Origin of the sequence: Streptomyces sp. SID11385 (assembly GCF_010548245.1) — a bacterium.
Lineage (GTDB): Bacteria > Actinomycetota > Actinomycetes > Streptomycetales > Streptomycetaceae > Streptomyces.
In genome coordinates, this window is record NZ_JAAGLR010000620.1 from 1 (window position 1) to 14180 (window position 14180).

Below are 14180 nucleotides of genomic sequence, written 5' to 3' on the forward strand. Positions count from 1 at the left end.
GCGCCGGGGACGGTCGCGAGGCGCTCGCCGACGACGATCACGGAGCCTTCGGCGCGCAGCGCGTCGAGCGCGTCGCGGCCGGGGTCTTCGAGCCCGACGCCGCCCGCGAGCGCGTCGAGCCACTCGGTCTCGGTGCCGGGGGCGGCGGGCAGCAGCGTGCCGCCCGCCTTGGTGAGCCCGCGCGTGGCGTGCGTCGCGAGCGAGAAGACGCGCTGGCCGTGCTTGCGCCACGCCTTGCGCAGCCGCAGGAAGACCCCGGCGGCCTCCTCCTCGGCCTCGATCCCGGCGAGCAGGACGGTGGGCGCCTCTTCGAGGAGGCGGTACGTCACGCCCGTACCGTCGAGATCGGCGCCGCGCCCCGCGACGTGCGCGGCGAGGAAGTCGGCCTCCTCCGCGCTGTGCGCGCGGGCGCGGAAGTCGATGTCGTTGGTGCCGAGCGCGACGCGCGCGAACTTGCTGTAGGCGTACGCGTCCTCGACGGTGAGCCGGCCCCCGGTGAGGACCCCGGCCCGGCCGCGCGCGCCCGCGAGCCCGGCGGCGGCGGCCTCCAGGGCCTCCGGCCAGGAGACGACGCGCAGTTCACCGGACTCGGCGTCGCGCACGAGCGGGTTGGTGAGGCGGTCGCTCTGCTGCGCGTAGCGGAAGCCGAAGCGGCCCTTGTCGCACAGCCATTCCTCGTTGACCTCGGGGTCGTTGGCGGCGAGCCGCCGCATGACCTTGCCGCGCCGGTGGTCGGTACGGGTCGCGCAGCCGCCCGCGCAGTGCTCGCACACGCTCGGGCTGGAGGTGAGGTCGAAGGGCCGGGAGCGGAAGCGGTACGCGGCCGAGGTGAGCGCGCCGACCGGGCAGATCTGGATGGTGTTGCCCGAGAAGTACGACTCGAAAGGGTCGCCCTCGCCGGTGCCGACCTGCTGGAGCGCGCCGCGCTCGATCAGTTCGATCATCGGGTCCCCGGCGATCTGGTTCGAGAAGCGCGTGCACCGCGCGCACAGCACGCACCGCTCGCGGTCCAGGAGGACCTGCGCGGAGATCGGCACGGGCTTCTCGTACGTGCGTTTCTTGCCCTCGAAGCGGGATTCGGCGTTGCCGTGCGAGAGTGCCTGGTTCTGGAGCGGGCACTCGCCACCCTTGTCGCACACGGGGCAGTCGAGGGGGTGGTTGATCAGGAGCAGTTCCATCACGCCGTGCTGCGCCTTGGTGGCGACGGGCGAGGTGAGCTGCGTCTTGACGACCATGCCCTCGGTGCACGTGATGGTGCACGAGGCCATCGGCTTGCGCTGGCCCTCCACTTCGACGATGCACTGGCGGCAGGCCCCGGCGGGGTCGAGCAGCGGGTGGTCGCAGAAGCGGGGGATCTCGATGCCGAGTTCCTCGGCGGCGCGGATCACGAGGGTGCCCTTGGGCACGGAGATCTCGGCGCCGTCGATGGTCAGGGTGACCAGGTCCTCGGGCGGGGGCGCGGCGGGGGCACCCGAAGCGGGCGCGCCTGTCGTCACGGTCATGCGGTCACCTCCAGGTGTGAGTCGCGCTTGTCCGCCCAGAGCGTGGACTTGGCGGGGTCGAAGGGGCAGCCCTTGCCGTCGAGGTGCGCCTCGTACTCCTCGCGGAAGTACTTGAGGGAGGACGCGATCGGTGAGGCGGCGCCGTCGCCGAGGGCGCAGAAGGACTTGCCGTTGATGTTGTCGGCGATGTCGAGGAGCTTGTCGAGGTCGTCGGCGCGGCCCTTGCCCGCCTCGATGTCGCGGAGCAACTGCACGAGCCAGTAGGTGCCTTCGCGGCACGGGGTGCACTTGCCGCAGGACTCGTGCGCGTAGAACTCGGTCCAGCGCGTCACGGCGCGCACGACGCAGGTCGTCTCGTCGAAGCACTGGAGCGCCTTGGTGCCGAGCATGGACCCGGCGGCGCCGACGCCCTCGTAGTCGAGGGGCACGTCGAGGTGTTCCTCGGTGAACATCGGTGTCGAACTGCCGCCCGGGGTCCAGAACTTGAGCCGGTGCCCGGGGCGCATCCCGCCGCTGAGGTCCAGGAGCTGGCGCAGCGTGACGCCGAGCGGGGCCTCGTACTGGCCCGGGCTCGCGACGTGCCCGCTGAGCGAGTACAGCGTGAAGCCCGGGGACTTCTCGCTGCCCATCGAGCGGAACCACTCCTTGCCCCGGTTCAGGATCGCGGGAACCGAGGCGATGGATTCGACGTTGTTCACGACAGTGGGGCAGGCGTACAGGCCCTCGACGGCCGGGAAGGGCGGCCGGAGCCTGGGCTGTCCGCGCCTGCCTTCGAGGGAGTCGAGCAGCGCGGTCTCCTCGCCGCAGATGTACGCGCCCGCGCCCGCGTGCACGGTCAGGTCGAGATCGATCCCGCTGCCGAGGATGTTCTCGCCGAGGTACCCGGCCGCGTACGCCTCGCGCACGGCCTCGTGCAACCGGCGCAGGACGGGGACGACCTCACCGCGGAGGTAGATGAAGGCGTGCGAGGAGCGGATGGCGTAGCACGCGATGACGATGCCCTCGATGAGGGCGTGCGGATTGGCGAAGAGGAGCGGGATGTCCTTGCACGTCCCGGGCTCCGACTCGTCCGCGTTGACGACGAGGTAGTGCGGCTTGCCGTCGCCCTGCGGGATGAACTGCCACTTCATCCCGGTCGGGAACCCGGCGCCGCCCCGGCCCCGCAGCCCCGCGTCCTTGACGTAGGCGATGAGGTCGTCGGGGCTCATGGCGAGCGCCTTCTTCAGGCCCTCGTAGCCGTCGTCGCAGCGGCGGTACGTGTCGAGCGTCCACGACTCGGGCTGGTCCCAGGAAGCGGAGAGGACGGGTGCGAGGAAGTCGCCGGGGGCGGCACTCCCCTTGCTCCCCGCGTCGCCCGCGTTCCCCGCGTCTTCGGCTGCCACGGTCATCACTCCCCCTCCTCTGCGGTGGGTCCCGCCGGGTGGGCGGGATCGGACGCCGAGGTCTCCTGCGGCGCGTCGTGCGAACTGGGGTGGGTGCCCGGCGGCTGCTCGCCGGGGGTACGGGGCGCGGCCTCGTCCGTCGTGCGCGGCGCCGCGTCCTCCGGCTGGGCGCTCACCGGGCGCGGGTGGACGACGCGCGCCTGCGGGTTCTCGCCCTTCGCGTACCGCAGCCCGACGAGCGAGGCGGGGCCGGCGCCGCCGCTCGCGGCGACCGCGCCCTCGCGCTGGTCGGGGAAGCCGGCGAGGATGCGCGCGGTCTCCTTGAAGGTGCACAGCGGCGCGCCCCGGGTCGGCTCGACCTCGCGCCCGGCGCGCAGGTCGTCGACGAGCCGGATCGCGGACTCGGGTGTCTGGTTGTCGAAGAACTCCCAGTTCACCATCACGACGGGCGCGAAGTCGCAGGCCGCGTTGCACTCGATGTGCTCCAGCGTGACCTTGCCGTCCTCGGTCGTCTCGTCGTTGCCGAGGGCCAGGTGTTCCTGGAGCGTCTCGAAGATGGCGTCGCCGCCCATCACCGCGCACAGCGTGTTGGTGCAGACCCCGACCTGGTAGTCCCCTGAGGGCTTGCGCCGGTACATCGTGTAGAAGGTCGCGACCGCGTTCACCTCGGCGGTGGTGAGCCCCAACTGCTGGGCGCAGAAGGCCATCCCGGTCCGGGTGACGTGTCCTTCCTCGGACTGCACGAGGTGCAGCAGCGGAAGCAGCGCCGAACGGGCCCCCGGGTAGCGGGAGATGATCTCGGCCGCGTCCGCCTCCAGGCGCGCGCGGACCTCGGGCGGGTAGTCGGGCGCGGGGAGTTGCGGCATCCCCAGACTGACGTCGGTCACCGGTCGACTCCTCCCATCACGGGGTCGATGGAGGCGACGGCCACGATGACGTCGGCGACCTGGCCGCCCTCGCACATCGCGGCCATGGCCTGAAGGTTGGTGAAGGACGGGTCGCGGAAGTGGACCCGGAAGGGGCGGGTGCCGCCGTCCGAGACGACGTGCGCGCCCAGCTCGCCCTTCGCGGACTCGACCGCCGCGTACGCCTGCCCTGGCGGGACCCTGAAGCCCTCGGTGACGAGCTTGAAGTGGTGGATCAGGGCCTCCATCGAGGTGCCCATGATCTCCCTGATGTGGTCGAGCGAGTTGCCGATCCCGTCGGGCCCCTGGGCGAGTTGGGCGGGCCAGGCGATCTTCTTGTCCGCGACCATGACGGGGCCGGGCTCGCGCAGCCGCTCCGCGCACTGCTCGATGATGCGCAGCGACTCGCGCATCTCGGCCATGCGGATGAGGAAGCGCCCGTAGGAGTCGCAGCCGTCGTCGGTCGGGATGTCGAAGTCGTAGGTCTCGTAGCCGCAGTACGGCTGCGCCTTGCGCAGGTCGTGCGGGAGCCCGGCCGAGCGCAGGATCGGCCCGGTCGCGCCGAGGGCCATGCACCCGGTGAGGTCGAGGTGGCCGACGTCCTTCATGCGGGCGCGGAAGATCGGGTTCCCGGTGGCGAGCTTGTCGTACTCGGTGAGGTTGTGCCGCATCGTCTTCACGAACTCGGCGAGCGCGTCGAGCGAGCCGGCCGGGAGGTCCTGCGCGAGGCCGCCGGGCCGGACGAATGCGTGGTTCATGCGCAGCCCGGTGAACAACTCGAAGAGGTCGAGGCACAGTTCGCGGTCGCGGAAGCCGTAGATCATGATCGTCGTGGAGCCCAGCTCCATGCCGCCCGTCGCGATGGCGACGAGGTGCGAGGAGATGCGGTTCAGCTCCATGAGCAGGACGCGGACGATGTTGGCGCGGTCCGGCACGTCGTCCTCGATGCCGAGCAGGCGCTCGACGCCGAGGCAGTACGCGGTCTCGTTGAAGAACGGCGTGAGGTAGTCCATCCGCGTCACGAACGTCGTGCCCTGGGTCCAGGTGCGGAACTCCAGGTTCTTCTCGATGCCCGTGTGCAGGTAGCCGATGCCGCAGCGGGCCTCGGTGACGGTCTCGCCGTCGATCTCCAGGATGAGCCGCAACACCCCGTGCGTGGAGGGGTGCTGGGGGCCCATGTTGACGATGATGCGCTCGTCGTCGGCCTTGGCCGCGGCCTCGACGACCTCGTCCCAGTCGCCGCCGGTGACGGTGTAGACCGTGCCCTCGGTGGTCCGGCGGGAGCCCGGCGTGGTGGTGCTGCTCATGTGTACGACCTCCGCTGGTCGGGAGCCGGGATCTGGGCGCCCTTGTACTCCACGGGGATGCCGCCCAGGGGGTAGTCCTTGCGCTGCGGGAAGCCCTGCCAGTCGTCGGGCATCATGATCCGGGTGAGGGCCGGGTGGCCGTCGAAGATCAGCCCGAAGAAGTCGTAGGTCTCGCGCTCGTGCCAGTCGTTGGTCGGGTAGAGCGCGACGAGCGAGGGCAGGTGCCGGTCGGCGTCGGGCACGCTCACCTCGATCCGGATCAGCCGGTTGTGGGTGATCGAGCGCAGGTGGTAGACGGCGTGCAGCTCCCGTCCCTTGTCGCCCGGGTAGTGCACCCCGCTCACCCCGGTGCACAGCTCGAAGCGGAGCGCCGGGTCGTCGCGCAGCGTCCGCGCGACCTGCACGAGGTGCTCGCGCTCGACGTGGAAGGTCAGCTCGCCGCGGTCGACGACGGTCTTCCACAGCGCGTTCTCGGGGACCAGGCCCTGTTCCTCCAGGGCCCCTTCCAGCTCGTCGGCGACCTCGTCGAACCAGCCGCCGTACGGGCGGCTCGACGCCCCCGGCAGCCGTACGGTCCGCACGAGCCCGCCGTAGCCGCTCGTGTCGCCGCCGGGCGAGCCGCCGAACATCCCCCTGCGGACCGCGATGACCTCGTCGGCCCGCACCCGTGGGGCGGGCAGCTGTCCCTCGGCGCCCGGGCTGTCGGGACCGGCCCCGGCCGGTACGTCCTCGGGGGCGGGCGCGCTCGCGGGGGCCGGGTCGGCGGGGGTGGGGCTCGCGCCCGTACCGGCGTCCTCGGGCGTACGCTCGCGCGGCGCCGCGTCCTCGGGCGCGCGCTTCTCGCGCGGCTCGTCCTCGGGCGTACGGTCACTCATCGCAGCAGCCCCTTCATCTCGATGAGGGGCAGCGCCTTGAGCGCGGCCTCCTCGGCCTCGCGGGCCGCTTCTTCCGCGTTCACGCCGAGCTTGGTGCCCTGCACCTTCTGGTGCAGCTTGAGGATCGCGTCGATCAGCATCTCGGGGCGGGGCGGGCAGCCGGGCAGGTAGATGTCGACCGGAACGACGTGGTCCACGCCCTGCACGATCGCGTAGTTGTTGAACATGCCGCCCGAGGAGGCGCACACGCCCATGGAGATGACCCACTTGGGGTTCGGCATCTGGTCGTAGACCTGGCGCAGGACGGGGGCCATCTTCTGGCTCACCCGGCCCGCGACGATCATCAGGTCCGCCTGCCGGGGCGAGCCCCGGAAGACCTCCATGCCGAAACGCGCGAGGTCGTAGCGGCCCGCGCCCGTCGTCATCATCTCGATGGCGCAGCACGCGAGCCCGAACGTCGCCGGGAACATGGACGACTTGCGCACCCAGCCCGCGGCCTGTTCGACGGTGGTGAGCAGAAAACCGCTCGGAAGTTTCTCTTCGAGTCCCATTGATGGCCCCTTAGACCGTGTCGTCCCCTGCGGGTCTCAGTCCCATTCCAGGCCGCCGCGCCGCCATACGTACGCATAGGCGACGAAGACGGTGAGCACGAAGAGCAGCATCTCCACGAGCCCGAAAACGCCCAGGGCGTCGAAGGTCACGGCCCAGGGGTAGAGAAAGACGATCTCGATGTCGAAGACGATGAAGAGCATCGCCGTCAGGTAGTACTTGATGGGGAATCGCCCGCCGCCGGCCGGCGTGGGGGTCGGTTCGATTCCGCATTCATAGGCTTCGAGCTTCGCCCTGTTGTAACGCTTTGGACCGATAAGCGTGGCCATGACCACGGAGAAGATCGCAAAGCCTGCCCCGAGGGCTCCCAGTACGAGGATGGGCGCATAAGCGTTCACCGCTCCTCGCTCCTCTCAGTCGGCACTGACTGCGTACACGGGTCCCCCCGGGCCGCCGCTGTGCCGCCCGGGGCCGCCGGGCCCGCTTCCCGCCTCCCGCTCCGCGTCCCGATGACGAAGATCGCGAATATGTGAGGCAGTTCACAAGCCCGACTGCCCCGCATCCTATGCCCGCCTCTCTGTGATCTGCGACACGGGGTACACCCCCGCGTTTGTGATCTACGCCACCTGACGGCCGATCATGAGCCCGCATATGCCCGGGCTTTCGCACAGCGCGCGGCGGAATGATCACTTCCGGTGAGCCTGGCGCGCGGTTTCCGCAGGTGAGGAGGGGGTCGCTCTATCAAGAGGATGTAGGCTCAAGCAAATTGGTGTTGGACGCGATCTCTTGATATAGGAACCGTCGCCGCCAAGAGCCCGAAAAGTCCGCACAACTCCGTTATTGAGCGGGGTAATTCGCCTTCCCCTCCTCCGTCCCCCTTTCCCCACCCGCTTCCCTTCCTCCGAACGGCCCCCGCGCGTGCACGCGTTCACGAAGGGGAAATCACCCGCGCCGGGGAGCGACTGCGGCCGTTCGGGGAACCCCCGCCGGGCGCCCGGCCCCGCATCGCCCGAGCACCCGCCCGCACCCCCACCCCGCCCCGGCCCCGCCCCCACCCCGGCCCGCTCGCGGACGCGCCCCGCACCTACACCGTTCCGTGACCTGTGCCACTCCCGCCCCGTGACCTGGGAGGAGGGGCTTGGCCGCGAAGCGGGAGCGATGGTAGGCGCGGGGCAATTGGGACGTATCGCGGAAACAGCGGGATCACGGCCATGATCACCACAGACAGGGCCTGCCCCTTTCGCCCCCTATGGGCGATCAGACCGAAAACAGCCCCGCACCTTTCGCCCGTTTTGCGGTCAACAGTGGCGCATCCCACGTTTGTTGAACCCCCGGGCGGCCTCTTGATAGCGATAGGTCCCATGCCCCACACCGCTCAGATACCCAGCCACCGGAAGCCCCGCCGGAACGCCTCCCGCATCGCCCTGCGGGCCGGCGTCGCCAGTGGCGTGCTCGGCACGCTCGCGGTGGCCGGTGCGACGGGTTCGGCCTCGGCCGCCGAACCGGTGACCGAGACCATCGAGATGCCGACCCTGACCGCCAACCTGTCCGCCGCCATGGCCGCCGCCGCCGACTCGACGCAGCAGATGGCAACGAGCTACGAGCTGCGCGCCGAGCAGGACGCCGCCGTCGCCAAGGCCGCCAAGGAGGCGAAGGCCGACCGCAAGCAGGCGGAGAAGAAGGCCGAGGAGAAGGCCGCCGCGAAGAAGAAGGCCGCCGAGGAGGCCGCCGCCAAGCGCGCCGCCGCCCAGGAGACCGCCTCGCGCTCCGCGACCCGTACGACCCTCGCGCCGTCCACGTCCGCGAGCACCGGCACGTCCACCGCATCGACGCGGTCGGCGGCGGCCCCCGCGAGCGGTTCCGCCGCGAGCGTCATCTCCTTCCTGAAGGCGCAGCTCGGCGACGCGTACGTCATGGGCGGTACGGGCCCCAACTCCTGGGACTGCTCGGGCCTGACGCAGGCCGCCTTCCGCACGGTCGGCATCGACCTCCCGCGCACCTCGCAGGAGCAGTCCACGGCCGGCACCCAGGTCTCGGTCTCCGCCGCGCAGCCGGGCGACCTCCTCTACTGGGGCGGCGCGGGCTCCGCGTACCACGTGGGCGTCTACATCGGGAACGGCCAGTACCTCGACGCCGCCAACCCCGGCAAGGGCGTCGTCATCCAGGACCTCTCCGGCTACCCGGCCTCGGGAGCGATCCGGCTCCTCTGAGCCGCCGCACCAGCCGTACGCCACCGGGCGGGACCCCGCGACAAGGGGTCCCGCCCGACGCGCGTCTCAGGAGCGGATCGCCGAGGCGCAGTCGTCCCCCGCGCCCGCGTGCCCGTCGACCGTGCCCGCGCGGTCGTACGGGTCGATGACGACGCCGTCGTCGGGCGCCACCGTGGCGCGCTCGGCGCCGAACTCGGGGCGGAAGTATCCCTCCCGCTCACCGCACCCGCCGTTCGTGACGTCCGACGCGTACGACACGAGCTGGAACGTGCCCGCACCGGCCGCCGCCGGGCCCGGCTAGCGCAGGACCACCGCGCGCCGCACGATCGTGCGCACGACCTCGCCGCCGCCGGAGGCGCGCACCACCGGGTAGACGTAGGTGACGTCCGTCCGCACGTCGATCCCGTTGCCCTCGGCCGCGCGGAACGTCATCCCGCCGCGCGTCTTGACGACGTCTCCCGCGAAGGCGAAGCGCGCGGGGTCGAAGCGCGTGGCGAGGCGCAGCGGGTCGTTCTCCGCGCCGGGCGCGGGCGCGCCGAACGCGTCGGCGACGTACTCCCGTACCGCTCGCTGCCGGGGGTCGAGGAAGCGCAGTGCCCGGGTGGGGCGTTCGCCCCGCAGGACGGCGGGGTCCAGGTTCGTGCCGACGAGGAAGTCCTTCGTCCGGCTGAGCGCCTGGCGGACCTCGGCCGCGCTCATCCCGCCCGTCGCCCGCGCGGCGGGGACGTCGATGCCGTCCGCGCCCTCGGCCCAGTCCTCGGCGGGCGAGTCGCGGAACGGCTCGCGGACGGTGGGGCCCTGGGCGGGGGACGGTCCGGCGGAACCGCCCCCGGACCGGAAGAGCCCGGTCAGCGGCCCGGGCACGAAGGCGACGATCGCGAGGACGACGAGGGCGGCGACGACGATCGTGAACCAGGGCCTGCGCCGGGGCGCGGACGCGGGCGCGGCGAGCCGGTAGGCGCGCGGCGGCTCGGGCGGGGGCTGCTCGCGGAGCCTGCGGGTCACCATGCGGGCCCGCGCCGAGGGTTCCTTGGGCGCGTCCGCCGCCCCGATTCCGGCGGTGGCGTCCCGCAGGAAGCGGTCCCACTCCTCGTCGGGAAGGGGGTCGTCGCTCGTGTGCACGCTGGTGTCTCCTTTCTGACCGGCCGCGCGGCCGGTGGTGGCGCGGAGCCGGGACGCCCGCGAGGCGCGGGGCGGACGGGTTCTCCCGTCCCTCCCCGCGCCTCGCCGGGCGGTCGTGGCTCAGCGTGCGGCGGAGCCGAACGCCTTGCCCGCGGCGGGCAGGCCGCCGGTGCCGGGCTGGTACGTGGTCACCGTGCCCTTGGTGCCGCCGGGGACGACGTTGCCGATCGGCAGGGCGTGCAGGGCCCCGTACGCGCTCGGCCCGTTGGGCATGCCGACGTAGAGGCGGGTGCCGGTGAAGTGGATGCTCTCGCCGACGCGCTGGTTGGCCTTGTACGGACCGGGCAGGCCCGGGTCGTTGCCGGCCTCCACCCACACGTCGTTGTCACCGGCCGCGCCGAGTGCCGAGAAGACCTGCACGGCCCCGGCCTTGGCCTCCGTGCCGAGCGCCTCGCCCGGAATGCCGACGGCGACGAGCAGCGTGCTGGTGGTGGCGACGGCGTGGGGCGCGGTGTTGACGATGCTCAGGGTCTCGGCCATGCGGTCGCCGACCTCCGAGGTGCCGGTCACGGCGTCGTCGGGCTCGCCCTGGCGCAGCTCGTGCAGGTAGTTCCAGGTCTTGTCGGGGTTGATCTTGACCAGGATCGCCCGGCCCGCCTGGGCCCGCTGCGTACCGCTGGCCGAGGTCATCTCGCCGGGCGAGCCGATCGCCAGCATCGAGGTGCCGCTGCCGGAGGTGGCGGAGGTGCGGTACGGGGTCATGGCGAGCGAGGCGCCGAACTCGTCGTCCTGCTCGGCGGCGCCGCTCACCGCGTCGTTGTCCTGGTCCATGCCGCCGACGGCCGTGGGCCTGCCGTCCGCGTCCAGGGTGTGGCTGAAGAGGGCCACGGTGCCGGAGTTCGTCTTGGTGCCGATCGCCTCGCCGGGCGCGCCGATCGCGAAGTAGTTCTCGTCGCCCGCGACGGCGGCACCGAACTTGTCACCGGCCTCCGAGGCCCCCGGCGTGTTGACGGGGAGGTCCTGGTAGAGGGAGCGGCTGGTGTTGCCGTAGACGTAGGTGGCCATACCGGCCGCCGCGAGGTTGCCGATGGACTCGCCGGGGACCCCGATGAGAATCCACGGGCGGCCCTCGGCGGTGGTCCCGGCCGCGAGGGACTGGCCCATGTGGTCGTTCGTCTCGGGTGTGGAGACCTTGAGGGAGCCCGTGCCCGCGCCCTGTTCGAGGTGCTGGGCCTTGACCGGGCCGGTGCCGAGGCCGCCGGGCCCGCCGAAGAGGATGTCGGCGAAGCCCGCTCCCGCGACGCTGCCGACGGCCTCGTTCGGGCTGCCGACGACGAGGTCGGTGTAGCCGTCCTCGTTGTAGTCGACGGTGGCGAGTGCCCCGCCGAAGGCGTCGTTCGCCTCGGCGGCACCGGTCACCCAGTCGAGGTCCTGGTCGATCTGGGCGATGCCCTTGTCGGCGCCGTACACGACCCGTACCAGGCCGGCTCCGGCGGCGGAGCCCACGGTCGCCTTCGGGTCGGCGACGGCGATGTCCTCGACACCGTCGCCGTTGAAGTCGGTGATGCCGGGCGCGCCGGTCGTGGCGTCGACCCAGGACTTCAGGTCGTCGACGCGCGCGGCGACGCCCGCCGTGCTCGTCTGCTCCTCGTCGGTGCCGAAGCAACCGCCCTGGTAGGACTGGCTGGTGAGGGCGACGAGCGGGGCGCTCGCCCCGGTGCCGCGCAGCACGGGGCCGCCGGAGTCGCCCGCGCAGGCGGCGGCGCCGTCCTTGCCGGTGACCTTCGCGCTCGCCGCGTCCACGGAGTCGACGGAGTAGGCGGCGGTGTGCAGCCGGAGCGGCGCCCACTCGTCCTTGGTCCGCCCGTAGCCGGCGAACGTCAGCTCCTCGCCCGCGACGGGGGCGCTCGTGGCGAGCGTCGCGGGGGCGACGTCGGTCACGGGCCGGTCGAGCCGGGCGAGGACGACGTCGCGGTCCGTACGGGGTACGAGCCGGACGATCTTGCGCTCGGCGCCCGAGGTGGAGGTGAGGTCGGTGCGGCCGATCGTGGCCGTCACCGGCTGCCGGGGCGCCCCGGCGGGCACGGCGAGGCTCTGGGCCGGGTCGTCGGCGAAGCAGCTCGCCGCGGTGAGCAGCCAGTCGGAGTCGACGAGCACGCCGGAGCAGGCGCGGTCGTGGGAGCCGACGACGAGCCGGGCGGTGTACGCGTGGGTCGTGTCGGAGGGCTCGGACGCGGGGCCGGTGACGGCGGCGGCGGGCACGGCGCTCAGCGCGAGGGGGAGGGCCAGGAGCGCTGCCGCGCCCTGCGCGAGGAGTCGCGGGCGTCTGCCACTGCGCGTGGTTCTGTCTGTCATGGGTGCATCGGTTCCTTGGTGCGAGGACCGCGTGTCCGGGACGTGCCGGACCGCAGCCCGGTTCACGAGCGGCGGCCTGGGGCTACTTGGAGGTCCGGATCTCGACGAGCACGAAGTCGCGGTTCTCCGGGTCGGCGGACTCGCCCACCGGGGTCCAGGTGTTCTCGGTGATCGGGAAGGACTTCTCCTCGTCGCCGACCTTCATGTCGACCGTGGTGGAGTAGTCGTTGCCCCTGATCGAGTAGACGGCGGGGATCTCCATCGTCAGGAAGCCCTCGTCGCCGACGACGTCGAAGCAGATCTTGTCGCCCTTGTTGCGGGCCAGCAGCTCCAGCTGTCCCGTGCCGCTCACGCAGTCGGCGAGCGTGATGTGCCCGTCGCCGCGCTTCAGGACGAGGCCCTTCTCGGCCAGGATCTTGTCCGCCTGCGGGTAGGCGAAGTCCTCCACGGCGTAGCCGGGGGCCGCGTCGGCGACGCCGACCGTCGCTGTCTTCCCCGTCGGCACGGCATGCACGCCGACGGCGACGGCAGCCGCGGCGAGAGCGCTTGCGGCGGCCGTTCCCAGAATTCGCCGCATGACCCGATTTCTTCGCAACTTCACAACCGGTGCGCCGTAATTCCGCATTGCATTCCCCGTCTCGGATCGGAATATGCCGCTGGCCCGATCGGCTCCCGCGGCCCTCTTGAGCGAGGTCATGGCAGCACGCGCCGCGCGCCCGATCAACCGTAAATCCCTTCGCAAACATGGACATTGAGGGGCCATCAGCTGTGACGTTCACCACGAAGGCAAAAGGTTGTACGCCTCCCCATGACGATCACATAACTCCATGCGCGGCCCCCGCATCTTTTCCGGTTCTTTTCTCGGCATTCACCAAGTGGAGTTGGTAGGGTCCCGAGCGGTCCGCGCCACCCGCCCCCGATTTCCCTGCCACAGCACTCCATTGCCCGTGAAATCAACCGGATTCATCAACGAGGGAACGCAGTCATGAAGACCACCTTCTGGAGCAGACGCCGGGTGCTCGGCGCACTCGCCGCGGCCACCGCCGTCGCCGCCGTCCCCGCGGCCGTCCTGCCCGCGCCCGCCGTCGCCGCCGACTCCGCGGGGCCCGAGCCCGTACCGCTGCCCGACACCGAGCGCGCCGAGGTCGTCCGCGCCTGGCTGACGGGCGGCAAGGGCGTCAAGGCCGCCGCCGCGGAGGCCCTGCACGGCACGGACGAGGACATCCGCACCTTCCTCGACGTGACGCTCCCCCGGCAGACCGTGGACGACAACCGGGTCGCGATCGTCGCGAGCCTCGACCGGGCGGGCCGCGGACTGCGCAGGGACGCCGTCGCCGCGCTGGACGAGGGCGACGCGGCCATCGCCGCGTTCCTGAAGGAGGGCTTCGTACCGGCCATCGTGGAAGACCTCCAGGTCGCCACGGCCACCGTCGCGTCGACCGGCGGCAGGGCGGTCGTACGCGACGCGAACACCGCCCTCGACAGCGGCACCGACCCCGCCCTCGGTGCCTTCCTCACCGACAAGCAGTTCTCCGCGCGCCTGGAGGACACCCGCGTCCAGGTCAGCGCGATGCTGACGACGGGCGGCCCGGAGGTGCGCAAGTACGCGGACCGCGCGCTCAGCGGCTCGGCGGACGACGTCGAGTGGTTCATCGAGACCGGCCAGCACATCGCGCGCGCCCGTGACCAGGAGTCGGCCACGATCGAGGAACTCGTCGCCGTGGTCGAGCGCGAGGGCGCGCGCGCCGAGAGCGAGACCAACCTCGCCGTCGAGGCGGGGGCCCGTGCGGAGACGGCCGCGCAGAAGGCCAAGGAGGCGGCCGAGAAGGCGGCGAGCGAGGCCGCCGCCGCGCAGAAGGACGTGCAGAAGTCGGCGGCGGCCGCGCGCAAGGCGTCGGGGGCCGCCAAGAGCGCCGCCGACGCCGCGCGCAACGCCATCAACGCCTCGAACGCCGCCGTCCAGGCCTCGCGCC

General features: G+C 71.9%; 11 protein-coding genes and 1 pseudogene. 2 read left to right on the top strand and 10 right to left on the bottom strand.

Annotated features, from left to right (window positions below; all coding sequences use genetic code 11):
• From G3I42_RS18775 to G3I42_RS18805, 7 genes are all read right to left on the bottom strand, one after another.
• Window positions 1–1502: NADH-quinone oxidoreductase subunit G (locus G3I42_RS18775; protein ID WP_164287447.1), on the bottom strand; the 1502-nt coding region annotated here is incomplete at its 3' end.
• Window positions 1499–2890 carry an NADH-quinone oxidoreductase subunit NuoF gene (gene nuoF / locus G3I42_RS18780; RefSeq protein WP_164287449.1) on the bottom strand — a complete coding sequence of 464 codons (1392 nt, stop codon included), beginning with the start codon at window positions 2888–2890 and terminating at the stop codon, window positions 1499–1501. The genes nuoF and G3I42_RS18775, both read right to left, overlap by 4 nt.
• Complete coding sequence (gene nuoE / locus G3I42_RS18785; RefSeq protein WP_203607010.1) at window positions 2890–3750, bottom strand: NADH-quinone oxidoreductase subunit NuoE; 861 nt, start codon at window positions 3748–3750, stop codon at window positions 2890–2892. The genes nuoF and nuoE overlap by 1 nt, the downstream gene beginning before the upstream one ends.
• 17 nt (window positions 3751–3767) lie before the next feature.
• The gene (locus G3I42_RS18790) at window positions 3768–5096 is read right to left on the bottom strand and encodes an NADH-quinone oxidoreductase subunit D (RefSeq protein ID WP_164287452.1); all 1329 of its coding nucleotides are present in this window, start codon (window positions 5094–5096) and stop codon (window positions 3768–3770) included.
• Window positions 5093–5971, bottom strand: coding sequence for an NADH-quinone oxidoreductase subunit C (locus G3I42_RS18795; protein WP_239096546.1), 879 nt, complete (start codon window positions 5969–5971; stop codon window positions 5093–5095). The genes G3I42_RS18790 and G3I42_RS18795 overlap by 4 nt, the downstream gene beginning before the upstream one ends.
• Window positions 5968–6522 carry an NADH-quinone oxidoreductase subunit B gene (locus G3I42_RS18800; protein WP_007823336.1) on the bottom strand — a complete coding sequence of 185 codons (555 nt, stop codon included), beginning with the start codon at window positions 6520–6522 and terminating at the stop codon, window positions 5968–5970. The genes G3I42_RS18795 and G3I42_RS18800 overlap by 4 nt, the downstream gene beginning before the upstream one ends.
• Before the next feature lie 36 nt (window positions 6523–6558).
• Window positions 6559–6918 carry an NADH-quinone oxidoreductase subunit A gene (locus G3I42_RS18805; protein WP_007383963.1) on the bottom strand — a complete coding sequence of 120 codons (360 nt, stop codon included), beginning with the start codon at window positions 6916–6918 and terminating at the stop codon, window positions 6559–6561.
• A 963-nt stretch (window positions 6919–7881) separates the two neighbouring features.
• On the opposite strand from G3I42_RS18805, the gene G3I42_RS18810 reads away from it, so the two are divergent.
• Entirely contained in the window at window positions 7882–8730 is an 849-nt protein-coding gene (locus G3I42_RS18810) for a C40 family peptidase (protein ID WP_164287454.1), read from the top strand.
• A 66-nt stretch (window positions 8731–8796) separates the two neighbouring features.
• Here the strand turns inward: G3I42_RS18810 and G3I42_RS18815 are convergent.
• The 3 genes and pseudogenes from G3I42_RS18815 to G3I42_RS18825 all read right to left on the bottom strand — a co-directional run bounded on the left by G3I42_RS18815 (window position 8797) and on the right by G3I42_RS18825 (window position 12784).
• Window positions 8797–9852: pseudogene (locus G3I42_RS18815) on the bottom strand (hypothetical protein).
• Window positions 9853–9972: 120 nt separating this feature from the next.
• Entirely contained in the window at window positions 9973–12207 is a 2235-nt protein-coding gene (locus G3I42_RS18820; RefSeq protein WP_164287456.1) for a trypsin-like serine protease, read from the bottom strand.
• A gap of 82 nt (window positions 12208–12289) precedes the next feature.
• Entirely contained in the window at window positions 12290–12784 is a 495-nt protein-coding gene (locus tag G3I42_RS18825) for a hypothetical protein (protein ID WP_164287458.1), read from the bottom strand.
• Window positions 12785–13192: 408 nt separating this feature from the next.
• On the opposite strand from G3I42_RS18825, the gene G3I42_RS18830 reads away from it, so the two are divergent.
• Window positions 13193–14180, top strand: a 988-nt coding sequence (locus tag G3I42_RS18830; protein WP_203607009.1) for an ALF repeat-containing protein, incomplete at its 3' end; no start/stop codon positions are given.